Consider the following 26,868-nt stretch of genomic DNA (forward strand, 5'->3'; position numbering starts at 1 on the left):
GGGAGAGGGAGAAAGGGAGCTATTTCTTCATCTGCGACAAAATGGTCCGGCACTGATTCGCCTCGCCCTCTGACGGCGAAATCAGTGCCAGCAGCGCTGCGGCTGGGGTAACCAGCGTCGCAAGGGCCGCAGCCACCGCACCGCGCGCAATCAGCGGCCCTGGCTTCACGCCCGCCTGCGGATTTTTGAAGGTCCCGCGCACGTACAGCGGCGAGCGCAGCGTGATAATACGGATCCCCTTACTCTCCGGGTCAATCGTCAGATCAAGCTGCTCCGAAGCCATGCTGGCGGTACCGGTCACGTTAATCACCGCGTTTTCCGTGTCGAAGGCAAAAATCTGCGGGCGCGCCACGCCGTTCACCAGATCCAGATTGGCCGCCGCGCAGTTCACCCGCACCTCGTCATCGCCAAAGATTTGCCCGACGACGTAGTTACCGACGTTCAGCCCCAGGATCTCCATCAGGTTTCGGCTCACCAGTCCGTCGTTCATCAGCAGCTTCAGGTTTCCGTTGCCGCTGCCCAGCAGCGCCGCCACGGAGTTACCCACGCCGCGAATGTCGGCATCACCGTTCATTTCACCGAGGGTTTTCTGCATCAGCTCTACGTTCGGCATCAGCTCTTTCAGCTTCAATCGACGCGCCTGGATCTCCGCCCGTCCCTGCATCGGCTTCTTATCGCCTTCCAGGTGAATGTTCGAGGAAATCGTCCCACCCGCCATGCCGAACTTCAGCGGCTGCAGGCGCAGGTCGGCGTTTTTGAGGAGGATATGGGTCGAAAGATTGCTGATCGGCAGCGTACTGCCATGTTCAATTTTCCCGCCTTTGAAACGTACATCCGCATCCATTACGTTCCATTTGTCGGTTTCGAAACGATCGTAAGGCAATACTTTACCCGCAGGCTGAACGTCCTTTTTGACCTCTTTGGACTTTGTGCCTTTGCCCGAATCCACGCCAATCAACGGACCAAGATCGGCCAGACGCAGCTGACGGGATTCAACATCCCCTTCCAGTTTCGGGCGCGGTTTTCCGGTGGTGTAGGTCAGCGTGCCGTGGATGTCGCTGTCGCCAATGCGGCCGTTAAAATCACGGTAGTCAAAAACAGACGCTTTTTCGGTATCGATTTTGGCGACCAGATGCCCGTCCGTTTCGAATGGCGGGGTATCCGGCAGCAGTACGCCGGTCAGTTCATACAGCTCGCCCAGCGAATCACCGGCAAATTTAAGCTGAAGGTCAACGCCGCCCATGTTCATCGGGTCGTTAACCGTTCCCACGAACGCCACGCGGGTGTTACCGGAACGGAAGTCCGCCTGCACCGGGAACGGCGTGCCTTCGCTCCGGAGCGCCAGCATGCCGCCTATTTTCCCTTTACCGCTAAGCGGCTGGTCGTTGTAGCGTCCTTTTGCCGTCAGGCCGAAGACATAGTCACCTACGCTTGCCGCGTCGCCTTTTGCTTTCGTGCCCGTGACCTCGCTAAACGGCAGCGGTTTGCCCAACGGATCGACCAGGATCTCCACATCCGCCTTGCTGACCTTATCGTCGATGGCGATCCGTCCGCGATCGAAAAGAATATTGTCGAGACGGAATGACCAGGAAGAAGGCTGGGTATTCGGATCTTTTTCGCCATCGCTGGCAAGGTTAAACGTCCAGTTGTTGGTTTTTTCTGAGAGTCGGATCAGACGCGCATCAGGCTGCTGAAGTTTGATCCACGGCAGATAAACGGTTTTGGTCAGAAGCGCTAACGGCGCTAGCGTGGCCTCCACGCGCGGCAGGTGGACCATGGTGACGTCCGGGATGTCCGGCGGGTTGCCGAGAATGATGTCGTCGGCATGGACGTGTGGCCAGGGGATCCAGCTTCGCCAGCCTGGCTCCTCTTTCTGACGCTCCCATACCACACCTAAATCACCGCGTATGGCGAAGGGGCGGTTCAGTTCGGTTGAGACTTTCTGGTTGATGGTCGGCTTGAGACGGTTCCAGTCAAACGTCGCAATAATGATGGCGACGACCACGATCAACAACAAGAAAATCCCTGCTGTCCAGGAGATTACCCTGGTTGTTCTTGTCATTTTTATCCCCTTTCCTGATGACCTGTCCTGTAAAACTATAGTCCAGACAAAGGGAAGCGGGCTTATCAGAGGGTAGTTATCACGCTATCGAGGCGATCCATGGGTACCGGTCGGGAGAGGAAATAGCCTTGCGCCGCCGCGGCAGGCGAGCTTTGCACATCACGCCACTCTTCCAGCGTTTCCACACCTTCAACAATCACGCCCTGGCAATAGCGGTTCATCAGCTGTAATAACAGCGTAAACAGGTTCCGCCCTTCCGGGGTCTGACGCAGCATAATGAACAGATCGCGGGCCACTTTAATGTAGTCGTAGCGCACCTCACTCAGGGCGGAGAAATTCGCCATGCCGGTGCCAAAGTCATCCAGCCACAGCGGGCCGTATTCGCATATCGAAGCAAACGAGGAATCCTGCGGCAGACGGACATGCTCCACCAGCTCAAAGCGCATCCACGGCAGGGTGGCGATCAGCTCCTGCAATTTTGCGTTCTGCCGCAGCGCCAGCAGGGTTGGGCCGTCGACGTTCACCGAGGCGAGGATATCGTGCTGTTCGAAAAAGGACTGCTTCGTCGCCAGCATGCGAAGCTGTTCTTCCAGCACATCCAGACGCTGGCGAACGGCAACTTCGGCAAAATAGCGATCCGGCGCGATGCGCTGAGTGGGGTTTGAGGGGTGCGTAACGACGGTCAAAATTTCAATTGCCATCAGTCGACCATCTGTTCGGTAGATCGGCTGATAGGTGTACGCACGCTCACATTGCAGCCAGTAGCGATGCTCCTGCAAGTTCTCAATACTTGCCTCAGGCGTAGTGCTCAGCCGCTGGATAACCTGCTCTGACTTCATTTCAGATGTCCTGTTGTTGGGATAGCCTTTCTGGACTCGTCACAGGATTATCGGCGCGGCAATTGAGAACTTTATGTTCAATTCACCGGGAAAATGAAATTAAGATGACAGAAATGCGCGGGAACACGCGCTGGCTCAAATAAAATAATGGAACGTTGTTTTAATATAGTTGACCGGTTAATTCACTCAGCGCACACTGCTGATTATTCTTCTGTTCAGGTTCACGACTATGTCCAAAAAAATTGCCGTGATTGGCGAATGCATGATTGAACTGTCACAAAAAGGCGCTGAAGTCAGCCGCGGATTTGGTGGCGATACGTTAAACACGTCCGTTTATATTGCCCGCCAGGTCGCGCCTGAGGCGCTCACCGTGAACTACGTTACCGCCCTGGGAACGGACAGCTTCAGCCAGCAGATGCTGGAGGCGTGGCAGAGTGAACATGTTGAAACGTCGCTGATTCAGCGTATGGAAAACCGCCTCCCGGGACTTTATTACATCGAGACCGACAGCACCGGCGAACGCACGTTTTATTACTGGCGTAACGAAGCCGCGGCCAAATTCTGGCTGGAGAGCGACGCGGCTGCGGCCATCTGCGAAGAGCTGGCGACCTTTGACTATCTATATCTGAGCGGGATTAGCCTTGCGATTTTAAGCCCCACCAGCCGTGAAAAGCTGCTCTCGCTGCTGCGCGAATGCCGTGCAAACGGCGGCAAGGTTATTTTCGATAACAACTACCGCCCGCGCCTGTGGGGCAGCCGCGAAGAGACGCAGCAGGTCTATCAACAGATGCTGCAGTGCACCGACATCGCCTTCCTCACGCTCGACGATGAAGACGCCCTGTGGGGTGAGAAACCGGTAGAGGACGTGATTGCACGCACGCAGGCGGCTGGCGTGAGCGAAGTGGTGATTAAGCGCGGTGCGGAGTCTTGTCTGGTCGCGATTGCGGGTGAAACGCTGGTTGACGTTCCGGCGGTGAAGCTTGCCAAAGAGAAAGTGATTGATACCACGGCGGCGGGTGATTCATTCAGCGCGGGCTATCTGGCGGTACGTCTGACGGGTGGAACGCCGGAAGCGGCGGCACGGCGTGGGCACCTGACGGCCAGCACGGTGATTCAGTATCGCGGGGCGATTATTCCGCGCGAGGCGATGCCAGTTTAAGTAAGGTGCGGGCTGATGCCCTCACCCTAACCCTCTCCCACAGGGAGAGGGAATGTTTAAGCATTACTGCCCCTGCGGAATATCCGTCGCGTCCGGATGTAAATCATCCGCCGTGGCGGCCTGCGCTGGCTGCGGCGCGGTGGCCATAATGGAATCCCAGGTCGTCTGAAGTTCCTTCATGTCATATTCCGGCTCGCCCTTCGGCTGCAGGAGGATCAACGCCATCTCCTGTGACAGCTGCTGACGGAGGTCCTGATTGAGCATCTCGACGGTCAGACCGTTCAGGAAGTCCTGACGCAGTTTCTGGTACTGTTCCGGCGCAATGTCCACCACCTGATTCTGCAGGGAGCGAATACGCTGGCTGATCAGAATGTCGGTATCGGCACGTGCGTAGGTCGCAAACAGCTTCTGCAGCTCGAGTTTTTTCTGAGCCACGAGAGCATTGAATTCCTCTTCGGAAAGCCCCTCTTTACGCACTTTTGCCAGCTCTTTCGCGACCACGCCCAGATTGGCATTCAGCTTATCGCCCGGCGATTCAACGTTAATGGCACACTGCGCGCGCTGGAACAGCACGCGGCAGTCAAAGCCAAGACCGATATTCTTGACGTTGTTCTTGCTCAGCGTCTGCTGAACGTGCCAGAACAGCGCCTCACGCGCCAGATCGGCACGCCAATAGCGCAGCATTGCCGCTGACTCACGGATGGGCTGCCAGGCGTTATCCCACATGACGGAGAGGCGATCCTGACGCACGGCGTCCGTCATAATGCTGACAGGCTCTGCACGCAGCGGAGAGAGCGTCGGGACAGGGGCTGGCGTTTCACGCTTACCTTTCAAATCACCAAACGCTTTGTTGATCTGCTCCACCACCGCGCGGCTGTCCACGTTACCTACCACGATCAGCGTCATGGCGTCCGGGGTGTACCACTTCTGGTAGAACGATTTTACCTGTTCGGCATCGACCGGCTGTTTCAGCGGTTCGGCCGGGTCATGTCCCAGTAACGTTGAGCCCTTCAGGCGGTAGCGCCACCAGCCCTCTTTGGTATCTCCGGGCCAGGTCGCCACCATGTCACTGTTGCTCAACGCATAGTTAACGGTGTCCGGCGTAATCGCCAGATTGCCAGAGGCATCGGAGAGATACGTAAGCGCTTCTTTAAGCAGGTCGTTACGGTTATTAGGCAGGCTCAGGTTAAACATGGTGTAGTCATACGAGACAACAGCCGGAGGAAGCGGGCGCTTCGGATCGATGGCCTGCTGCCAAAGTGAGCGCACCTGAACCGCTTGCAGGCTGCCGCTCTGCGTGAGCGCCAGTCGGGGAATAAAATGGCTAAAACCGGTTTGCTGGGTGCTTTCCGTGAGGGAACCGGTATTAATGGACAGACGGATTTCTATACGGTCACTGGGACGTTGCGGAGTGGCTAACACCTGCCACTGAAAACCGTTCGCTAATGTCCCTTGTTGCCAGGCCGGGTCTGGCTGGAGCGCATCTGCCTGCACATAACTGGCTGCTGCCATCATCAGCAAACCGCCGGTTAAGAGTCGAATTTTTGTGCCCTGCATGTGAACCCCTGATCAACATTCCTGGTTAAAAAGAGTGCCTCGCGACGCGCTTCACTCTTAAAGATGACGATGAAAACACGTCGATTAGACCGCGCGTTCGGCAAAACGTCACGGTCCGAAGTGAAATATACCCAAAAAAATCTTGTCGAATTATGACAGGTACGAACAGTTATTATGCGCAGGAGCCCGCATCCCGACAAGGGAATACGGGCATTTGTGACAAGATTAAGAGGTTAAGCCAGGATTTTTGCTGTCAGTTGAACGATTATTCAGAGTATCGTCGAGCTTTTTGTGATCCAGCTCTTTCACCCATTTCGCCACCACCACCGTTGCCACACCGTTACCCACCAGGTTGGTTAACGCACGGGCTTCTGACATGAAGCGGTCGATACCCAGAATCAACGCCAGACCCGCCACCGGCAGGTGACCTACAGCGGAAATGGTGGCAGCCAGCACGATAAAGCCGCTGCCCGTCACGCCTGCCGCGCCTTTAGAGGAGAGCAGGAGCACCACCAGCAGGGTAATCTGATGGAAAATATCCATATGGCTGTTGGTCGCCTGAGCGATAAATACGGCCGCCATCGTCAGGTATATCGAGGTGCCGTCCAGGTTGAAGGAGTAGCCCGTTGGGATCACCAGCCCGACCACCGATTTACGGCACCCCAGCTTTTCCATCTTGTCGAGCATACGCGGCAGCGCCGATTCTGAAGAGGAAGTCCCCAGAACAATCAGCAGCTCTTCACGGATGTAACGAATAAATTTGAAGATGTTGAAACCCGTCGCGCGGGCGATGGAGCCCAGCACCACGACTACGAAAAGGATACAGGTAATATAGAAGCAGATAATCAGCTGACCCAGCTGCACCAGCGTACCGACGCCATACTTACCGATGGTGAAGGCCATCGCACCAAAAGCACCGATCGGCGCCAGGCGCATGATCATATTGATGATGCCGAAGATCACCTGCGAGAAGCTTTCGATTACGTTAAAGATAAGCTGGCCTTTGCTGCCCAGACGGTGCAGGGCAAAGCCAAACATCACGGCGAACAGCAGCACCTGGAGGATGTTTCCGCTGGCGAACGCGCCAATGACGCTGCCCGGTATCACGTCCAGCAGGAAGGCTACCACGCCCTGATCCTTCGCCTGCTCGGCATATACCGCGACCGCTTTGGCATCAAGCGTTGACGGGTCTACGTTCATTCCCGCGCCTGGCTGCACCACGTTGACGATGATCAGACCGATAATCAGCGCAAGTGTACTGACCACTTCAAAATAGAGAAGCGCCACTGCACCGGTACGACCAACCGCCTTCATGCTTTCCATGCCAGCGATGCCCGTTACTACGGTACAGAAGATCACCGGAGCGATGACCATTTTGATGAGCTTAACGAACGCGTCGCCAAGCGGTTTCATTTGCGCGCCCAGCTCAGGGTAATAGTGACCCAGCAGAATACCGATGGCGATGGCTGTCAGGACCTGGAAATAAAGACTTTTGAAGAGTGAGGTTTTCATAAGGTGTCCTTGGGAAGAAAAACCACAGGTTTTGTAAGGTTATGGTTAACCTGCGGCTTTAAAATAACACCCACATAACAGGACAGAAATAAACTCAGTTCAAATTTGAAACACAAATGTTAAGAACTTTGAGCTGGCTCGCACAAGCCAGCAACAAAATTACACTTTTGCGTTATTGTCAGCACCAGAAAGGTATCGTTCTTCAAAGATATCCGAAGGGACTGCGGGGGCAAAAAGGAAGCCTTGTCCGCTCTCCACGCCCGCCTCTGCAAGCCAGGCGCGTTGCGCTTCGGTTTCAATCCCCTCGGCAATAAGATGCAGGTTGAGGCTACGCGCCATCTGGATAATCGCCTGCACCATGCTGCTGTCGCCCGGCAGACCGTCGACAAACGCTTTGTCAATTTTGAGCACATCTACCGGAAGGGTTTTCATGTGCTGAAGCTGACGCAGCCCGGCGTATCCCATGCCAAAATCGTCCAGGGCAATGCGAATACCGGCATTACGCAGCGGTTTGAGAATCGCGACCGCCTGATTAGGATCGTCGATGCGTCGGCTCTCCGTCACTTCCAGAGTTAACGTATCAGGCTTGATTCGGTAACGATGGATCAGCTCCAGCATCTCTGAAACCATGGTCGGGTGCATAAGCTGCATGGCAGACAAATTGACCGACAGCGGCAGCGTCACGCCGCGCTCCTGCCAGGCGGCCAGCTGACGGCAGGACTCTTCCAGCACCCAGTAGCCGACGGTAACCATCAGGCCGCAGGACTCAATGCGCTCAATCAGCCCTTCCGGCAGTTCCCATGAACCATCCGGCTGCTGCACGCGCAGCAGTGCCTCGGCGCTTTTCACTTCTCCCGTCAGCAAATTCATCTGCGGCTGTAGCCAGAGGGCAAACTGCCGGTTATCCAGCGCGGTCAGGATGTCGCTCTCTTCCGTCAGGCGCTGCTGCGCCTTTTCCATCTGCTCCGGTTCAAAGAACTGGATCTGATTTTTCCCTTTGCGCCGGGCGGTATACGCCGCCGAGAACGCGCGACGATAAAGCTGCTCCGCCGTTAAATCACCATAGTACATGGCGATACCGATACTGGCGCTCGGACGAAGCTGGATACCCTGAATGGGCAACCGCTCATTAATGACAGTGAGTACTTGCTGACCTAAGGTGATCGCATGCCACGGTTCTTTTACGCCGTTGGCAATCACCACCAGATCGTAACCGCTGACCTGGGTCAGCACCATGCGCGGGGCAAGGACAGATTTGATCTTTTCCACCAGGGTGAGCAGCAGCATTTCGCGCTGGCTCTCCTGAAGCACGCCAGCCGTGTCCTGCAAGGTTTCACAGGCGATAACCATCAGCGCCGTAGTTTGCTGGCGGGCAACGGTCTGCTCCAGCATCGCCATCAGGAAGGCTTTATTGGGGAGCTCCGATACCGGAAAACGGGTGGCGCTGCTGTTTAATTCATCCTGCTGACGCTGGAGGCGCTGCTGGTTGAGGTTGTAGCTGCGCACCAGCATACCTATCTCATCGTCATGATGCAGACGCGGCAGCTCAAGCTGATGTCCCATCTGATCCTGCGGCGCAAGCGTATTCAGCTCACGGGCGATACGGCGCAGCGGATGAACAATCAGCCGGTTAATGCACCAGGTGAGCGCCACGCTGAGAATAAGCGTCATAAGTAAGCAAGTGGTCACTAACGTAACCACCCAGCTCATGACGAATTTATACATGCGGTAGGAGTCCGCCTGCAAAACCAGGTAGGCCAGCGGCTGCGGATTCGCAGGGCGTTCAAGCGAATAAACGGGAAGCGAAATTTGCACCGGCAGTTCAAACAGGCGCATCACCATCATCGGGACGGGACGCTCCGGGATAAAGCTCATCCGCAGCGCCTGAAACTGGTTGGGCAAGACGACATCGGCGCGGCTAACGACGCCGGCAGGCTGAATACGTTTTAAAATGGTTTCCGCTTCGGGAATATCCCCTTTCAGGATAGAGGCAGAAAGCGGGCCACGCACCGAGCGGGCGATACTTTCTAACTGCGAAGCCGTGTTATAGCGATTCTGCTGTACGGAATGAAACAGCAAAATTACGCAGAAGAGCAGGACAAACAGCATGGTGACGGCAGAGACCATCGCCATCTGTTTGATTGTTAAGGAACGGCTGACACGCAAAATGACTCTCCACAAAACTCGAAGCGCAGGGCGCGCCAGGGTGTAAACCCGGCGCGCCTGAGTATACCCGATTGCCGCGCTATTAAGAGAGACTTACAAATGGATTAAGGAAAATCCGATTACCAGTCCGCGTAAGGGATGAGCGGCTGCGGCGGTAAGTCCATATCGCCCTGCCAGCCTGCGGCAGAGTAGCGCACATAGATCAGCGCATGGCTTGGGGTATAGTCTTTCGCCTCCTGAATATCCACGCCCATGCCTACAAACCAGTTGGACGTTACGCGGCGCTCGATAATGGCCCGCGCGGTATAACCCGTTCCTGATGAACTGCTGCCGGTTTCCATTGCGCCCCGGTCGGTATAGCGGTCTGGCTCATCGGTCGGGATCAGATTCTGGATCGGGTAGCGCAGTTCGTCTTTGGTTTTCGAGTGAGACCAGGAGACCGAGCCACCCAGCTCCCAGGACCAGTTCTCCGTGCGTTTACGCCAGGTCACCGGCAGTGCGAAGGAGACGTACTCCTGCGGACTGTAGTAACCGCCCTGACCCAGGGTATAACCGCTCAGGTCTTTGTCGTAGTGCCAGAGCATATTGGAGACGCCGACCGTCAGGCGTTCATTGTTTTTATTAATGAGCTTGTAGTAGTAACCCGTCATCCAGCGGACGCGCCAGTTATCCTCAACATTTTTACCCGTCAGCGTTTCCGCATTCAGGCTCGACCAGATACCGTTCGCTTCACCTTTGTCATAGCTCATGCTTACGCCGCCACCGGTGGCACGTACGCCGCCCCAGGTGGTGCCGGTGTTGGTATCTTTTTGCCCGGCGAACGCCAGCAGAGAGCTGGAGATTGGGCGGCGATGGGCGTTAACGGTATAGCCGATGGGGCCCAGATCGCTGCTGTAGCTTATGCCGCCCACCACGTCGACAACGTCAAAGCCCATCGGCGTGGTGCCAATATCCATCGCCCAGGTTTTATTCTGCCAGCCGACGGCAACGCTTGCGCCATTGTCGGACTGATGGGTATTGCCGCTACACGGCGTTTCGTAGCAGGTCCCCCATTTAGGATCGTAGGTCCCGTTATTGTTATCAAATGAACCAGCGTCCATGTTGACCAGATCGCTTCTGAAGAACATGCGCCCGTCAGAGAGCGGGGCATCCACCTGCAGCATGGTGGTATGCGCTTTCAGGTCGGAATAGCCGCCCGTGCCGCTGGAGCCCCAGTAGTCGTGCTGCAGCGTGACGTTAACATCCTGCTGACGGTACAAGTCACCGGCATCACTGCGCACGCCGCGTTTCAGCCAGTCGTCTTTTTCATCGTTACGCGTCAGACGAGTGAAACTGTCGTTATCCACCGGTCGCGTCGTGGTGATGCCAGACGACACCATCGCGTCTTTGTAGGTTTCCAGTGCCTGCTGAGGCTGCCCGTTCTGCGCCTGGAAACGCGCGGCATCACGCAGCACCAGCGCGTTTTCCATGGAGCCGGGCTGCGATTTAGCCTGCGGAATAATTTTATTGAAGGTCTGTTCTGCGGCGGCGGAATCGCCCAGACCCGCCTGCGCCATCGCGATGCGGCGCTGCATATTGAGCGACAGCGGCTGACCGTTTTGCGCGGCGGGCAGCTTCGCCAGCTCCGAGCGCGCGGCATCTTTGTTACCCTGAGCGCTATAAATCTCGGTCAGGCCGAGGATGGCGTCTTCGTTCTGCGGTTCACGCTGCAGAACGGCGTTGTACGTCGTTTTTGCCGAGTCCAGATCGCCACGCTGCTGCGCCCAGTCCGCCAGCGTCAGGTCGATGCGGGTGGAGGTTGGCTGCTGGCGCAAAAGGTTTTCAGCCTCCTGCTCTTTGCCGCTGTCGCGTAGACGGTTGGCGGTTTCCAGCACCTGGTTACTTTGCAGACGGTCAGCAAGCTCCTGAATATTGCCGTTCCACTGGCTTCGCGGCAGCGTATCCAGATGCGCCAGCGCGGCGCGGTCCTGATCGTTTCCGGAAAGATAGAGCCCGTTAGCATAAACCTGATCCGGGTCGGACGGTTTCTGGCTGGCAAGCTGACGCATAAGGGTATCCGCCTGGCTTCGCTGACCCGCGCTGTAGAGATCGCGCGAGAGACGATAGGTTATCCACACATCGCCGGGAGAGAGCGCCAGACGACGACGCTGAATCTCTGCCGCCTGAGCGTATTTCCCCTGATTTTCAAGCTGCTCGGCCTGAGCAGAGAGCTGCTCGTTGGTCAGGCTACGTTCAATATCATCTATGCTTCTGCGCTGGCTGGCGGAGAGAGACTGGATAAACTGCGAGGCTTTCTCCGGGGACTGCGCACGGTAAATATTGGCCAGACCGCGGACCGCATTGCTGTTGCCGCTGTCCATTCGCAGCGCCTGACGGTAATAACGCTCCGCCGCGTCGTTATCTTTACGCGCCGCGGCGGCGTCGCCCAGCCCCAGCACGGCATAGCTGTCGGTATTGTCGATACTGCGTGCCTGCTGATAGTAACGCTCCGCCTGCGCCGGGTTATTCGCCTTCAGCGCCGCATCGCCCTGCTGGATCAGCAGCCAGTAGCGGTTAACCTTTAGCAAACTGTCCCATTTACCCCGGTTATCGCTCTGGGGATCGAGGGCAATTGCCTTTTCAAACTGTGCCACCGCGCGGGCGCGGTCGCCTTTCTGGGAATAAGCCTGTCCCAGGGCACCCACCGCTTCACTGTCGGCATGGTTGGCGCTGACGGCTTTTTGCAGCTCCGCCACCGCCTTACTGCCCTGCCCGGCATCCACCGCCGCCAGCCCTTCCGCTTTCGCGCGGAATGCAGGGTCAGCGAGCTGTTTTTGCTGGGCTTCAAGCTGGGCACGCGCCGCCGCGACGCTATCACCGTCGCTGAATACGCTCAGGTATTTTTGCAGCGCGCTAACGCTCGCGCTGCTGGCAGGCTGGTCTTTGATTTGGTCATACCACATATCAGACGCCTGGCTGCGCCCGTTGGTGGATTTGGCCATCTCCTGCAATACCGCAAAGCCTTCATCACGGCGTCCGCTCTGGAACAGAAGCTGGGACAGCGTCGCCTGCAGCTGTGTATTTCCGGGGCTGCTGCTGTTTATTTTCTTGAGCTGGTTAATGGCTGCATTCCGGCGAGCAGGATCTTTCGCCACCACGTTCCAGTATTCCGTCGCCACGTCGCCGCCCGGTGGGTTGCCGTCAAACAGCTTGTCATAGGCTGCAATCGCCTCCTGCGTGTGTCCCGTGGTGGCGAGCAATCGCGCCTGCTGGAGCTGCTGGCGGCCATCCGGAGTGGAAAGCAGCAGCGTATTGCGTGATGACTGGTACGCGCTCGAGCCCGGCGCGATCCCTTTCAGACGATCCAGCTCTTTTTGCGCGCCGGCGTTATCGCCCTGGCGCAGCAGGTAGCGAAAGCGTGCGGCAATAACGTCAGGGTTGTTCGGGTCAATCAGCTCAAGACGATAAAGCGACTGACGAACTAAATCCTCACGCTGTGTCGATTCGCCCAGTCGAACCTGTTCCAGCAGCTGTTTCTGCTGCGGTGAGTTGGCGGCCTCAGCCATCGGCATCAGTGCCAGGCCAAGCGATAAAGTGAGTAGATTTACTGTGAACTTGCGCATTCCTGGCCCCAATCCGGTATTAATTCACCTTTTGCGGTGAAGCGAAAACGATGCTGATCCCATCCTTGCCCAAAGAGAGTCAGCACGTAGCTGTAATAGGCATTATTATCGGGAAAATGGTCTGCAACGCGCTGGCGCTGAACCGCCTGGGCATCACGTTGTTGTAAAAACGGCAGCATGGCGGCAGAGAATCCGACCGGACCATTCCCGGTGCGTTTACCCGTCGCCACATCCACTTTCTCCGGCGGCACACCCCGTTTCATTGTCTTGGCCGCCATCGGCTGGAAGCGCGTCAGCAGCCGGGCTTTCTGAGGATCTTTATCACTCATCATTCCCACCCAGAGATAAACGCGGATGGCATCGTAGCCGCCCACCAGCGATTTATCCTGCTGTAACCGCCAGCCTTTGTTTTTCTGATACTGCACCCAGTCCGGCGAAAATCCTTTCGGCGCACTCTCCAGCAGCAGGCGCTGATTGGTTTCACGAAGCGTGGTCCACGGGGTACCAAAACGCGTGAAATAACTCGCTAGCTGCGGAGGAAGATAGCTGGGATTAAAGCGCCATACGTTCTCATCGGCAAAGCCGACTTTACCGGGAAGCAGCATTGCGCCGAGCCCCGGGACTTTCACCACTTCCTCGCTGACAATGCGTTTCAGCAGCGCTTTACCCGTGCGGGTATAATCCGGATGTTTCCACAGTCGACCCGCTTCAAGCAGTGACCAGGCGATCCAGACATCGGCGTCAGAGGCGGAGTTGGTATCAATCACCGCCCACGTCTCTTTATCTTTCTGACCCCATAGCCAGGCAGGCAGATGGTCGTTGAGATCGCCGCTGGCAAGATTATCGCGCGTCCACGTCAGCAGCTGGTCAAAAGATTTGCGATCGTTCGCCGCCAGGGCAAAGAATAGGGCGTAGCTTTGCCCTTCCGAGGTCGTAATTTTGCGCGTGTCGCTGGGATCAACGACACGCCCGCCCTCGCTGATGTAGTCCTTTTTAAACTGCTCCCAGGCAGGCCAGGTACAGGCGGCGCGAAGAGGTAGCGCCGCCAGCATCACCGCTGCTAATACACACCAGCGAAAGGCTTTCATCACATCTTACTCATCCGGGTTCAGACGACGACGGCTGATGATTCGCAGCAGACGCCACAGCACCCATGCCAGCAAGACCACGCTGACCGCAGCCAGGATGGCGAGCAGAACCGGATGGTTAGCCAGCGCATACCACAGGCGTTCAAACCACGGCAGATGGCCTACGTAGTACACATCGCCCACGCGCAGGCTATTGACGCCGGACTCACGGATCACCGACACGGAACCAAACATCGCGGCACGTTTACCGCTGTCGTTCATGGCCGTATTGAGCAGTTCATACCCGCGCGGGCTGTCCGCGAGGAGAGCCACCACGCTACGCTGTTCGTTGTAAGGTGACTGGAAGCCCACCACCGCGGCCATTGCCCCCTGAGACGTTACCGTCGTCTGCGCGCTGGCCTGACGATCGTTAACATCCGGCATAATGCTCGGGAACTCGGTCTGGCGCAGCGGCGTGTTAACCCAGGACTGGGCCGCTTTCACCAGCAGATCGATACGTTTGTCATCCTTCAGCTTGTCCGGAATGGTTCCGATCAGCATGATGTCAGCGTCTTTGTTCTGAATCTGGCTGCCATCGTCCGTCAACGTAACGTTAATCGCCGGTAATCCCGTCTGTCCTCCAACGGTCGCCATGGTATCCAGCAGGGTCGTGACCTGCCCTTCAGTTGGCGCTTTTGGCATTACTACGATGGACTCAGAAAGATCGGCCATGCGGCTGAACGGGAAGCCCGCGTTAGCAAAAGCGCGCAGATCCGGCATCGCCAGGAAGTGATAGTACTTCGAGAAGTCGATGGTCGACTCATCGCCAATCACAACGTGGTTCTGTACGGGCTGGAAGGTGATGCAATTTTCCGCAGAACCGCCAGGCATTGGGTTCATGTACTGGAAGTCAAAGCGCAGCTGGTTTATCGCGCCAAGCTTCAGTGCCGGAATAGAGACATCCGTTTTGCCATCCAGAAGACCCTGCAGCACCGGCAGGCGAAGCATCAGGCGGTTAGTATCCTGCGTGCTTTGCAGGCTGAAGGATTGCAGGAACTGGTTGTTCAGGCTGATATCCATGCGCGAGCTGTCTTTGGTGGCCGGCGCGGTATAGCGGTAGTTCAGATTGATATCAATGCCGTTGGTACGCAGCAGGTACAGATCCGGCGGCAGATTCAGCGACAGGCTAATCGGCGCTGGCTCAAGCCCCGTCGCCTGCAGCTGTTCTTCATAGGTTTTCAGCTCACCGAATGTCACCGCACGGTCGGTACGCACCCAGTTTGGCGCATCATAAGGTTTACGCGCCAGCAGCGGTTTGACCTCATCCACCACCACGCTGTTGCCGCGGAAAAGGACGTTACCCTGAGCAATGGCTTTTGCTGCCTGCACCAGGTCTTTATCATCACGACCAAAGACCACCAGCAGCTTCACGTACGGGTTTTCCGGGTGGCTTGTCATCTCAACGGTCGGCGCTTTGACGTCCGGACGATCGCGCAGGAAGGCCGGGCGTTTCGCGTTGGTCGCAAACACAATGGCATTTCTGTCCGGCAGTTTGTCATACATCGCCGGGAAGCTCTGTCCACGCCAGCCCGCGCGTGAACCAAACCAGGACGCCACAATGGTGGCCGCCAGCTGTTCGGTCACGTCCGGGGACGAGGCAAACACCATCGGCAGCGTGAGCGGACGGTTATCACGCGGATCAAAGAACGGAACCGGGAATGCGGAGAGATCGTTTTTCAGCGCCAGCGACTGGTAGGTCATCTGCAGCGAGGAGTTACGTCCGACGTCCATCCACAGCGTGTTGCTGGCCGGGTTTTCGCAGACATCGCGGTAGTGACCGACAAACTCCAGGCGAATACGGTTAAAATCGGTGATGAACAGCGGGTTGATCGGCACCTGAGCCTGAGTTTTCTTGCCCAGCTGCTCTTTCGTGACCGGCAGTACGTCCATCAGCTCGTCATTCAGGTAGACCTTCAGCTGAGACTGCGTCGGCAGCAGAGACGGCGACGGGGTGTATTCAAGGTTCAGCACCGCATTAGAGACGACCTCATCGCTGCGCATGCCAAACTCAATGCCGCCGTTAGGGTTGATGCCGCGCAGCACCATGCTGCCCGGAGGCGGCGCAATTTGCGCGAAGGTCAGCTTCACGTCACGCGACGGCGCATTGTCCGCAACGACGGGCGCATTCGCCCCCCGGACGCCCGGCATCACCTGCCCGATGACCTGGCCGTCTGCCGGCAATGTGTTCCCCTCCGTCGGCTGGTTCGGCGTGATATTTTCTGTTTGGCCAGGTGCCGCGGTGACAACCGGATCGGTTGCTTGCGCGACGACAGGTACCGTTGGCGCAGGCGTTGCCGCTGCGTTACCCGGGGCTGCGTTAGCCATTGTTGCGGGGATCGCATTCATCCCCATTGCCACTGCACATAACCAGGAAAGTTTTGTTTTCATCGCGTTATCATCATTGTTGAGCCATAACCGGGTCCGCCTGCTTCGCCTCATCCCGCTCAGGACGACGAGGAATGAACGACACGACCCAGGAAACCAGCGAAGTAAGTGACCGGAAAATTAATTTCACCGACGACGGGGCAAATTCTGCAAGGTGACGATAGCCACGGAACCCCAGCTTCAGAATATCCAGCAGGCTTTCCAGAGGTTTATCTTCCGGGAAGCTGTCCTGCCAGAGAGCCCACGTATCCGCGCGGGCAAACGTACACTGCACAAAATCGATATGTTGCTTTTTGGTCAACGGCATCAGCTGCAGACCGACTTCATTGCCCGCCACGCGAACAACCTGCGTCGGGAAGACATACTCCTGCTGACCGCGCTTAAGCAGCAGGTTAACTTTTTGCCCTTCCAGCACCTTCGCCTGGCCGTTGATTTTGATCCCCAGACCGCCGTCAGAGAAGTCATGCACGGTACAGGAGAAGAGGTGGCCATCTTCACGGGCAATCGCCGCAGGCATGCAGATTTCAACACGATGCGCACGACGAACCTGTTTGCTTTCCACCGACACCGCCACCGCGCCGCCGAGGATAATCAGGTTGTAGAAGACCCATGCCATACTGACGAAGACGGTCAGGATTTCGTTTTCCGGGCCGTAGAAGTAACGCCAGATACCCGCAATGACGCCCACGATATTCAGCAGCACCAGGAAGATATACGGCCGGGAGATCACCCAGTCGACGTACTCCTCCTCCACCAGCCCGCCCTTCGCGGTGACGTTGAATTTACCTTTGTGCGGATTAATCAGCGCCACCATCGTCGGCGGCGCGATGTACCAGGCCAGCACCGTTTCGTAGATTTCACTCCAGAAGGAGTGGCGGTATTTACCCTGTATCTTCGAGTTCGTCAGGCTCGCGTGGATCATGTGCGGCAGAACAAACAGCGCAATCATCAGCGCGGGAGCGTAGATGATATAAGCGTGAAGAAGCAGGAACGCCAGCGGCGCGGTCAGGAAGATTAGCCGCGGAATGCCGGACAAGAAGTGGAACATGGCGTTGACGTAGCAGAGACGCTGCGCCAGCTTGAGTCCTTTCCCGATCAGAGGGTTATCGAGACGGAAAATCTGCACCATCCCGCGCGCCCAGCGAATACGCTGGCCAATGTGCGCCGACAGTGACTCTGTTGCCAGACCGGCTGCCTGAGGAATACGCATATAGGCAGAGGTATAGCCACGACGGTGCAGGCGCAGAGAGGTGTGCGCATCTTCAGTCACCGTTTCGACGGCGATACCGCCAATTTCATCCAGCGGTTTACGGCGGATAACCGCACAGGAGCCGCAGAAGAAGGTGGCGTCCCACATGTCATTCCCGTCCTGCACCAGGCCATAGAACAGGGTGCCTTCGTTCGGGGTCTTACGGAAGCGGCCAAGGTTACGTTCAAACGGGTCCGGAGAGAAGAAGTGGTGCGGCGTCTGCATCATCGCCAGCTCTTTCTCCTTCAGGAACCAGCCCATGGTCATCTGCAGGAAAGAGCGCGTCGGCACGTGGTCACAGTCAAAGATCGAGACAAACTCCCCGGTGGCATACTTCAACGCGTTGTTGATGTTACCCGCCTTAGCGTGTTCGTGAGTCGGACGGGCGATGTATTCGACGCCGACCTCCTCCGCGAACTGGCGGAACGCCGGGCGGTTGCCGTCATCCAGGATCCAGACCTTGAGCTTGTCTTTCGGCCAGTCGATACCCAGCGCAGCATAAATCGTGTTCTTCACCACGCTCAGGTCTTCGTTGTAGGTCGGCACGAAGAGATCGACGGTTGGCCACTGGGTCGTGTCCTTTGGCAGCGGAACCGGCTGGCGGTTGAGCGGCCAAATCACCTGGAAATAGCCCAGCACCAGCACGATCCAGGCGTAGGTTTCTGCAAACAGCAGCACCAGACCGCATACCAGGCTGACCGGGTCGTCCCAGTTCAGGGTTGAGGTATAACGCCACCAGATGTAGCGACAGGAGACGGTCAGCGACAATACGATCAGCATCAGCGCCGAGAAGCGACCCGGAATACGGCGGACCAGCAGCGCCACGCCCCACAGCAGGATCAGGAAGGTGAACTGCGCCAGAGGGTTGAAAGGTTGCGTAATACAGACCAGCGCCAGAATGAGCGAGAACACGACGATCACGCCGAGGATAAAACGCCGCAGGCCCGGATGGAGATGTCCGAGCTCTTTATGGTTATCCAGATGGCTGGTCTTATCGCTGACGCTGTTGGGCAGTCTGTCCAGCCACTGGTGGTAGCGCTCACGTAACTGCTGCACGCGGGAGAAGCTGCGCCAGTGCGGCGTTATTTTCTCTGAGCGGGATGATGTGACCACCAGCCAGATAGCCTGAATGAGATAACGCGCCGGATCCAAAGGACGCGGTCGGTTGGGATTAATGTGCGGATATAGCTCACTGTGGCGGGCGCGTATGCGCTGCCAGCGCGGGTGTTCGAGTGGAATAAACATCCAGGCCAGAATCATCCAGAAACAGCCGAGCGCGGCGCTAAATGCCGACGCACCGTGACGGCGAAAATGCCGGTAATGTTCACTCAAACGCGAACTGACCGGCGGGATGAGTAACCAGCTGGCGAGACGACTCATACATCACTCCCTGCATGCTCCGCCCGGTTGGCGAAGTTCAGCAGACACCAGTTAGCCAGCGTCAGAATCTCTTCTGCCGCCAGTGAATCGCTGCGGTATTCGCCGAGCGGTTGCTTAGACGCAAGACATTCCGCCATTCCCTCATCACGATGAATCACAATAGGAAGCAAACGGCGCTGGCTTTGCAGCCACACCTGATAGAGATCGTCCTGGATCTGGCTGCCAATACGCAAATCGTTAATCAGAATATGAGCGTTCTGAGGTAGCCCCTGCTGGTGCAGGCGGATATGGCAGTTCGCATCAACGTTAACGATCGAGAGGATATGATCGCACTGGGCGATAAGCTGTCTGGTCAGCGTACCGGCGCCGTGGGGCAGATCCAGCAGGATCCATTTGTAGTGCCCCTTTTCTTTCAGGGTCTGCAGCGCCAGCGTGAACTGCGAAAACAGGCGCTGATACGCGGCTTCATTTTCGCGTTCCGTGGTGGTCAGTTGACCAAACGGCAGCAGATCGAGCTGGGAGGTATAGCGCATCCCCGCATCCTGCCAGTCTTTATCATCAAGCAGCGCGCGGGCCCAGCCCTCTTCACGAGTAAAGTCAACGTTAAACGACATACGCAACAAATTATCGGCGCAGGCGTCAATAACCAGCACCGATTCACCTAAAAGCTGTAATGACCACGCCAGCGCCGCGGTAACTGATGTGGTACCCACACCGCCACGGACACCCTGTAATCCGAGTATGGCCATCAATGGCTCCCTTATTGTTGATGGGCGAATTCAGCTAATAACGGCCAGCGTTTAATAGCCGCGGCCAACTGTTCCCGCTGGGAAATATCGGTGTAATCTATTTCAGGTAAAGAAAAGGCCTGCGTCAGCGCCAGAAAATCGTTTTGGAATGTGTAACCCAGAGTCGAGTCGACTGGGGTTCCGGGTTCGTTATTATCCATTCTTTTTCCATCCCTTTAAGGAAAATCGCACGCTAAAGAAGTTGCGGGGCTTCCTGCCCTGACAAATTTCATTTACATGCTAAATCTGATGTTCTTTAATTTCAATGTTAGGTTTATTTCTACGCTTTCGCTAGTAAACTGAGATACAGATAAATTAGACGAAAAGAGGGACACCGTGGACTCCATATTTTCTATTGGCATCCAGTCATTATGGGACGAATTGAGCCACATGCCAGTCGGAGGAGTCTGGTGGATTAATACGGACCGAAATGAAGATGCTATCAGCCTGGTTAACCAGACAATTGCTGCCCAGGATAAGGATTCCCGCGTGGCCGTCATTAGCATGGGCGAAGACCCGAAGAAAATTATCACGCTGGAAAACAATCGCGGGCCTCAGACGGTGCGATTATTTTCCATGACATCGGAAGCCGATAGTCTATACTTTTTGTCCCGCGACGTTCAGTGCTCTATTGATCCGGATCACCATTTGGTGATTCTTAAATGTGCAAATAACGTCCTGCAAAATATCCCTGCTGAAAAACTGTTGCCATGGCTTGAAAAAATCAATAAATGGGCAAAATTTCAAAATTGCACGCTATTGATAGTCAATCCTGGCAGTAATAATGACAAGCTGTTCTCACTTTTAATGGGCGAATATCGCTCCCTGTTCGGTCTGGCAAGCGTTCGCGATCAGGTGGGTAGCTATCTCTACGATATTGCATTCTGGTGTAATGAAAAGGGCGTGAGTGCCAGGCAACAGCTTACCCTGAAACATATTGAGGGCGAGTGGCACATTGCACAGCAGGAAGAAACCGTGGTCCAACCGCGCAGTGATGAAAAACGCATTCTGAGCCATATCGCGGTTTTAGAGGGGGCGCCCGCCCTGTCGGAAAACTGGACACTTTTTGAGTCTAACGAAGCCCTTTTCCATGAAGCCCGAACAACCCAGGCGGCGACCCTTATTTTCTCGCTGATGCAGAATAACCAGATTGAGACGCTGGCACGGCAAATCCACACCCTACGCCGCCAGCGCGGAAGCGCGTTAAAAATCATCGTGCGCGAAAATAATACCAGCCTGCGCGCCACCGATGAGCGCCTGCTTCTGGGCTGCGGCGCCAATATGGTTATCCCATGGAATGCGCCGCTGTCACGCTGCCTGACGCTTATCGAAAGCGTTCAGGGCCAGCAGTTTAGCCGCCATGTACCGGAAGATATTTCCACGCTGCTCTCCATGACGCAGCCGATGAAGCTGCGTGGGTACCAAAAATGGGATACCTTCTGCGACGCCGTCGGCAACATGATGAACAACACTCTTCTTCCTGCTGACGGAAAAGGCGTCATGGTTGCCCTGCGTCCTGTACCGGGTATTCGCGTTGAACAGGCTCTCACCTTATGTCGTCCGAACCGTACAGGGGACATCATGACCATTGGCGACAATCGCCTGGTGCTATTTTTGTCCTTTTGCCGGGTTAACGATCTCGATACGGCGCTTAACCATATCTTCCCCCTGCCTACCGGGGATATTTTCTCGAACCGTATGATTTGGTTCGAAGATAATACTATCAGCGCGGAGCTGGTGCAGATGCGTGCGCTCCAGCCCGAACAATGGGCTAAACCGCTCGCTATCACGAGCGATGCTAAACCGATCCTGAATGCCAGACATGATGGACACGTCTGGCGTCGGGTTCCGGAACCCCTTCGCTTATTAACAGACAACGCGGAGAACGCATCATTATGAATATCAGCGATATTATTCAACTGGTTATATTCTGTGCGCTGATCTTTTTCCCGCTTGGCTACTATGCGCGCCATTCCATACGCCGTATCCGTGATACGGCCAGAGTGCTGTTTATAAAACCTCGCTATGTAAAACCAGCCGGAACACTGACACGGGCATCACACGTCAAGGCAGACCGAAAACATGACTAATTCTACCTATACCGCTTCGTCACCCTCGCCGCTCTGGCAATACTGGCGCGGCCTTTCCGGCTGGAACTTCTACTTTCTGGTGAAGTTTGGTCTGCTGTGGGCAGGCTATCTGAATTTCCATCCCCTTCTCAACCTGGTGTTTATGGCCTTCCTGCTGATGCCGCTGCCGAATATCAGGCTGCATCGCTTACGTCACTGGGTCGCCATTCCTGTCGGTTTTGCGCTGTTCTGGCATGATACCTGGCTACCGGGGCCGGATAGCATTATGAGCCAGGGTTCGCAGGTAGCGGGCTTTAGCGCCAGCTATATCCTCGATCTGACCGAGCGCTTTATTAACTGGCAGATGATTGGTGCGGTATTTGTGCTGCTGGTTGCCTGGCTGTTCCTGTCACAGTGGATCCGCGTCACGGTGTTTGTCGTCGCGATTATGATCTGGCTTAACGTGCTGACGCTGGCTGGGCCAAACTTTTCTCTGTGGCCTGCCGGTCAACCAACCACCACGGTGACCACCACAGGAGGAAGCGCGGCGGCAACCGTCACAACGGCAGGCGATACGCCTGTAGTGGGCGATATCCCAACCCAGACCGCACCGCCGACTTCTACAAACCTGAACGCCTGGCTCTCCAGTTTCTATACCGCGGAAGATAAGCGACAGACTAAATTCCCGGATGCGCTTCCGGCGGATGCTCAGCCGTTTGAACTGCTGGTGATCAACATCTGCTCTCTCTCCTGGGCCGACGTGGACGCCGCCGGTTTGATGTCTCATCCGCTGTGGTCACACTTCGATATTCAGTTTAAAGATTTCAACTCTGCCACCTCGTACAGCGGCCCGGCAGCAATCCGCCTGCTGCGTGCTAGCTGCGGTCAGACATCCCATAAAAACCTGTATCAACCCGCCGGCAACCAGTGTTATCTGTTCGATAACCTCGCAAAACTGGGCTTTACGCAGCATCTGATGCTGGGGCATAACGGCCAGTTCGGTAACTTCCTGAAAGAAGTACGCGAACAGGGTGGCATGCAGGCACCGCTGATGGATCAAACCGGCCTTCCTGTCTCTCTTCTGGGCTTCGACGGCTCGCCCGTCTATGACGATACCGCCGTCCTGCAGCGCTGGCTGCAGACCATCGGAAAAGACAGTAATCCACGCAGCGCGACGTTCTTTAACACCCTGCCGCTCCACGACGGTAACCATTTCCCGGGCGTGAGCAAAACGGCTGATTATAAAGTGCGTGCGCAGAAGTTCTTTGACGAGCTGGATGCGTTCTTCACGGAACTGGAAAAGTCAGGCCGTAAAGTGATGGTGGTAGTGGTACCTGAGCACGGCGGCGCGCTGAAAGGCGACAGAATGCAGGTGTCAGGTCTGCGTGATATCCCAAGCCCGTCGATTACCAACGTGCCTGCTGGCATTAAGTTCTTTGGTATGAAAGCACCCCATCAGGGCGCACCGATTGAAATCACCCAGCCGTCCAGCTATCTGGCGATTTCAGAACTGGTTGCCCGCGCCGTTGACGGGAAGCTGTTTGTGGAAGATAGCGTGAACTGGGATCAGCTCACCAGCAACCTGCCGCAAACGGCAGAAGTCTCAGAGAACGCTAACGCGGTTGTCATTCAGTATCAGAACAAACCGTACGTTCGCCTGAACGGCGGAGATTGGGTACCGTATCCGCAGTAACTGATCTACGCCTCACCCTCTCCCCGTTGGGGAGAGGGGATAGTCAGTGCGTTATTATTGCGCTGAAATCCACACCAGCATTTTCAGACTTGCCGAATAATAGTCGTCTTTAGCGGTGATTTCGGGTTCACCGGAAGACTGTCCCATCGTTAAATCGCGTACAGCCAACAGGCCGCCTTCCATCATATAGGGCGCATATTCGTTGGTCGTGACGTTAACCCAGGCGGGCGTTTGTTCCCGGGGGAACTGACCGAACCAGGCCTTCCACGACGTCAGCAGCGGGCTTTGCTTATCAGACCAGGCGACATACAGCGGAACACGAATCGCGTCATAGCTCATTCGCGGTGGCCAGCCTTTAGCAGGGGTCAGCTTGCCACCTGATGCCAGTGAAACCCAGTCAGTGGGCAGATTCGCTTTACCCGAGCCCATTTTCCCCAGCAGGCGTTTACCATCCTTAATCAAATCACGCCAGACCGGCAAATGACTGCGTCCGGCGAAGGCCTGCCAGGCCGGAAACACAAAATAGGAAGGATTAAGGACCACTTCCCCGTCAAGCTTAAATCCCTGGACGCCGGGGAGCATCACGCGGTAACCCGCATAGCGGATCACGCTATGGGCAACCAGCGCTTTTGTAATGGCATCCGATGCGGCGCTGTAGCGTTTGTCATGCCAGCGGGCGTCGGCTTTAAGCAGCGCCCAGGCAATCAGAACGTCACCATCGGCGGCGTTGTTTTTGTCCGCGACCGGGTTGGACTCTGCGGGGTTATACCGCCAGTAAAAGAGACCATTCTCTTTGTTCTTCAGCTGGCTGTCCGTCCATTGCCAGAGCTTATCGAACGTGGCTTTATCGTCGTTGGCGACTGCCATCAGCATGGCAAAGCCCTGACCTTCCGTATGCGACACCCCACCATTACCGGTATCGACAATGCGGCCTTCCGGTTTGAAAAAGCGGGCCTTGTAACTCTCCCAGGCCTGATCCGCCAGAGAGAGAGGCGAGAACAGCACACTCATCATGACGGCCAGCGTCGCGCAGACGGGTTTTCGCATAATTAACTCGATCCGGTTATTCGGCACTTCGCAGGGAAATCTCACCGCCCACCCAGGGTTTAATCGCGCCATCCTGTTCCAGGAGCAGCGCGCCCTGTGCGTCAATACCGCGGGAAGTTCCGTAGATCTCTTTATCACCAATCAGCAATTTCACCGGGCGGTTGATGAAGTTATCCAACTTTTCCCAACGAGACAGGAACGGTGCCAGCCCTTCCTGCTCAAAAAGCGTGAGTGAGCTACGCAACTCTTTAATCATACGCACGGCAAGGGTATTACGATCGATGACAATCCCCGCCTCCTGGAGGTTAGTCCAGGCCTGATTCACCACATCACTTTGTACATTGCGCATCACCATATTGAGGCCTGCGCCAATGATGATTTGCGCCGCGTCGCCCGTTTTCCCCGTCAGTTCGACCAGAATGCCGGCAAGTTTACGATCGTTGAGGTACAGGTCATTAGGCCATTTAACACGTACTTTATCCGCACCCAGATCGTGCAGCACTTCCGCCATGACGATGCCGATAACCAGACTCAAGCCAATGGCAGCGGCCGGCCCCTGATCGAGTCGCCAGTACATGGACAGATAGAGGTTGGCACCAAAGGGGGAAAACCACTTGCGGCCACGACGACCGCGACCGGCCTGTTGGTATTCAGCAACGCAGGCATCTCCGGATTTCAGCTCAGGCAGCCGATCCAGAAGATACTGGTTCGTCGAGTCAATCACCGGCAGCACAGCAACATTGCCGTATCCAATCTGGCTGCGGATCGCTTCTTCATTCAGCAATTGAATCGGCTCCGGCAGGCTGTAACCTTTTCCGGGAACCGTGAACACATCAACACCCCAGTCGCGAAGCGTCTGGATATGTTTATTGATAGCAGCACGGCTCATGCCAAGCTGTTCACCCAGCTGCTCGCCAGAATGAAACTCACCGTCAGCAAGGATGCTAATCAGGGTTAAGGGGATAGTATTGTCCTTCACGCGATAGTCTCCACGGCATTGACTTCACCTGTGCGGCCAATGAAGCGAACTTCTGGCTCCAGCCAGACGTTGAATTTTTCGCCCACACGCTGACGAACATAATGAGCCAGCTGTACAACATCATCGCTGGTCGCATCGCGTTGGTTAATCAGCACCAGAGCCTGATGTTGGTGAACGGCGGCACCGCCTACTGAAGTACCTTTTAGCTGGCATTGATCGATAAGCCACCCCGCGGCCAGCTTCACGCTGCCATCCGCCTGAGGGTAATGTGGCGCAGTTGGCCATCCTTCAAGAAGAATTTTTGCATTTTCGCTGCTGATAACCGGGTTTTTGAAGAAACTGCCAGCGTTTCCGTTAACTTTAGGATCGGGAAGCTTGGTCATCCGCATATGGCAAACTGAGTCAAAAACGTCGCGGGCGGTAACGGTAACCGGATCGAGACGCGTTAAATCTCCGTAGGTCAATACGGGCTGCCAGTTCTTCGACAGACGCAGCCCCACGGCGACAATCACGTAGCGATCCTGATATTCATGTTTGAAGATACTGTCACGATAGCCAAATCGGCACTGTTCTGCCGTTAAACGCTTAGCCGTTCCGGTCGCCAGTTCGATGCAGTCGACATATTCGCAGACATTTTTCAGTTCGATGCCGTAGGCGCCTATGTTTTGAATAGGTGAGGATCCGGCGCAGCCTGGAATAAGCGCAAGGTTTTCCAGGCCCGGCATCCCTTTTTCGAGGGTAAATTGCACCAGATGATGCCAGTTTTCTCCGGCCCCCACGTGCAGGTGCCAGCTATCGGCACTCTCTTCAACATCAATTCCCATGATGCGGTTAACGATCACCGTTCCCGCAAAATCGTCGAGAAACAGGACATTACTTCCTTCGCCCAGAATCAGTACGGGTTCGTTATTTTCTGTTGCGCTTTGCCATGCATCCAGCAGCTGATGTGCGGTATCGGCACGTACAATTTGATTAGCATTGCGTTGAATGCCAAAGGTATTCCAGGGCTTAAGGGAGTGGTTCATAAACGCTATCCTGATGCAAAAACGCAGGTAGTTTACCGTATAAGCAGGGCGTTGGGGGATTAGTTTGTGCAGCGCATAAATGCAAAAAGGCCATCCTTTCGGATGGCCTCTTCACTTGTTTGATGCCTGGCAGTTCCCTACTCTCACATGGGGAGACCCCACACTACCATCGGCGCTACGGCGTTTCACTTCTGAGTTCGGCATGGGGTCAGGTGGGACCACCGCGCTA

Annotated in this window: 18 protein-coding genes and 1 rRNA gene; 4 read left to right on the top strand and 15 right to left on the bottom strand. The window is 55.9% G+C overall.

Annotated elements, in window-relative coordinates:
- Positions 1-19: 19 nt before the first annotated feature.
- On the bottom strand, positions 20-2,062 hold the full coding sequence (locus tag UR504_RS18005; protein ID WP_302237601.1) for an AsmA family protein: 2,043 nt from the start codon (positions 2,060-2,062) through the stop codon (positions 20-22).
- Between the two features lie 65 nt (positions 2,063-2,127).
- Positions 2,128-2,901: a cyclic-guanylate-specific phosphodiesterase gene (gene pdeH, locus UR504_RS18010; RefSeq protein ID WP_115876804.1), complete on the bottom strand. Its 774-nt coding sequence runs from the start codon at positions 2,899-2,901 to the stop codon at positions 2,128-2,130.
- Between the two features lie 229 nt (positions 2,902-3,130).
- Here pdeH and UR504_RS18015 point away from each other — a divergent pair, with 229 nt between their 5' ends.
- Positions 3,131-4,060, top strand: a complete 930-nt coding sequence (locus UR504_RS18015) for a sugar kinase (protein WP_115876803.1) — start codon at positions 3,131-3,133, stop codon at positions 4,058-4,060.
- A 63-nt stretch (positions 4,061-4,123) separates the two neighbouring features.
- On the opposite strand, the gene UR504_RS18020 is transcribed toward UR504_RS18015, so the two are convergent.
- The 9 genes from UR504_RS18020 to bcsR form a co-directional block, all read right to left on the bottom strand.
- Positions 4,124-5,617, bottom strand: a complete 1,494-nt coding sequence (locus UR504_RS18020; protein WP_047646783.1) for a M16 family metallopeptidase — start codon at positions 5,615-5,617, stop codon at positions 4,124-4,126.
- 225 nt (positions 5,618-5,842) lie between these two features.
- Positions 5,843-7,129 (bottom strand): dicarboxylate/amino acid:cation symporter, encoded by a 1,287-nt coding sequence (locus UR504_RS18025; RefSeq protein ID WP_023309587.1) that lies wholly within the window; start codon positions 7,127-7,129, stop codon positions 5,843-5,845.
- Positions 7,130-7,288: 159 nt separating this feature from the next.
- Positions 7,289-9,295 (bottom strand): biofilm formation regulator HmsP, encoded by a 2,007-nt coding sequence (hmsP, locus tag UR504_RS18030; protein ID WP_302237594.1) that lies wholly within the window; start codon positions 9,293-9,295, stop codon positions 7,289-7,291.
- A 119-nt stretch (positions 9,296-9,414) separates the two neighbouring features.
- The gene (gene bcsC, locus UR504_RS18035) at positions 9,415-12,897 is read right to left on the bottom strand and encodes a cellulose synthase complex outer membrane protein BcsC (RefSeq protein WP_302237591.1); all 3,483 of its coding nucleotides are present in this window, start codon (positions 12,895-12,897) and stop codon (positions 9,415-9,417) included.
- The gene (gene bcsZ, locus UR504_RS18040) at positions 12,879-13,985 is read right to left on the bottom strand and encodes a cellulose synthase complex periplasmic endoglucanase BcsZ (RefSeq protein ID WP_115876800.1); all 1,107 of its coding nucleotides are present in this window, start codon (positions 13,983-13,985) and stop codon (positions 12,879-12,881) included. Before bcsZ ends, bcsC begins: the two co-directional genes overlap by 19 nt.
- Positions 13,986-13,991: 6 nt before the next feature.
- Positions 13,992-16,412, bottom strand: a complete 2,421-nt coding sequence (bcsB, locus tag UR504_RS18045) for a cellulose biosynthesis cyclic di-GMP-binding regulatory protein BcsB (RefSeq protein ID WP_320739977.1) — start codon at positions 16,410-16,412, stop codon at positions 13,992-13,994.
- A 10-nt stretch (positions 16,413-16,422) separates the two neighbouring features.
- Positions 16,423-19,038: a UDP-forming cellulose synthase catalytic subunit gene (gene bcsA, locus UR504_RS18050; protein ID WP_115876798.1), complete on the bottom strand. Its 2,616-nt coding sequence runs from the start codon at positions 19,036-19,038 to the stop codon at positions 16,423-16,425.
- Entirely contained in the window at positions 19,035-19,787 is a 753-nt protein-coding gene (gene bcsQ / locus UR504_RS18055) for a cellulose biosynthesis protein BcsQ (protein ID WP_115876797.1), read from the bottom strand. Before bcsQ ends, bcsA begins: the two co-directional genes overlap by 4 nt.
- Before the next feature lie 11 nt (positions 19,788-19,798).
- Complete coding sequence (gene bcsR / locus UR504_RS18060; RefSeq protein WP_008503237.1) at positions 19,799-19,987, bottom strand: cellulose biosynthesis protein BcsR; 189 nt, start codon at positions 19,985-19,987, stop codon at positions 19,799-19,801.
- Between the two features lie 175 nt (positions 19,988-20,162).
- On the opposite strand from bcsR, the gene bcsE reads away from it, so the two are divergent.
- The 3 genes from bcsE to bcsG are packed head-to-tail and all read left to right on the top strand — an operon-like array spanning position 20,163 to position 23,588.
- Entirely contained in the window at positions 20,163-21,725 is a 1,563-nt protein-coding gene (bcsE, locus tag UR504_RS18065; protein ID WP_302237583.1) for a cellulose biosynthesis c-di-GMP-binding protein BcsE, read from the top strand.
- Positions 21,719-21,916, top strand: coding sequence for a cellulose biosynthesis protein BcsF (gene bcsF / locus UR504_RS18070; protein ID WP_024908822.1), 198 nt, complete (start codon positions 21,719-21,721; stop codon positions 21,914-21,916). The genes bcsE and bcsF overlap by 7 nt, the downstream gene beginning before the upstream one ends.
- Positions 21,909-23,588: a cellulose biosynthesis protein BcsG gene (gene bcsG / locus UR504_RS18075; protein WP_249577099.1), complete on the top strand. Its 1,680-nt coding sequence runs from the start codon at positions 21,909-21,911 to the stop codon at positions 23,586-23,588. The genes bcsF and bcsG overlap by 8 nt, the downstream gene beginning before the upstream one ends.
- Positions 23,589-23,642: 54 nt before the next feature.
- Here bcsG and UR504_RS18080 read toward each other — a convergent pair whose 3' ends face one another.
- The 4 genes from UR504_RS18080 to rrf form a co-directional block, all read right to left on the bottom strand.
- Positions 23,643-24,635, bottom strand: coding sequence for a glycosyl hydrolase family 8 (locus UR504_RS18080; RefSeq protein WP_127732570.1), 993 nt, complete (start codon positions 24,633-24,635; stop codon positions 23,643-23,645).
- 16 nt (positions 24,636-24,651) lie between these two features.
- Positions 24,652-25,614: a bifunctional biotin--[acetyl-CoA-carboxylase] ligase/biotin operon repressor BirA gene (gene birA / locus UR504_RS18085; protein ID WP_252093642.1), complete on the bottom strand. Its 963-nt coding sequence runs from the start codon at positions 25,612-25,614 to the stop codon at positions 24,652-24,654.
- Entirely contained in the window at positions 25,611-26,639 is a 1,029-nt protein-coding gene (gene murB, locus UR504_RS18090) for a UDP-N-acetylmuramate dehydrogenase (RefSeq protein ID WP_133295309.1), read from the bottom strand. Before murB ends, birA begins: the two co-directional genes overlap by 4 nt.
- A 124-nt stretch (positions 26,640-26,763) precedes the next feature.
- Positions 26,764-26,868, bottom strand: a 5S ribosomal RNA gene (gene rrf / locus UR504_RS18095); the annotation flags it as partial.

Source organism: Enterobacter sp. 241F3 (genome assembly GCF_034106785.1).
Classification (GTDB): Bacteria; Pseudomonadota; Gammaproteobacteria; order Enterobacterales; family Enterobacteriaceae; genus Enterobacter; species Enterobacter vonholyi.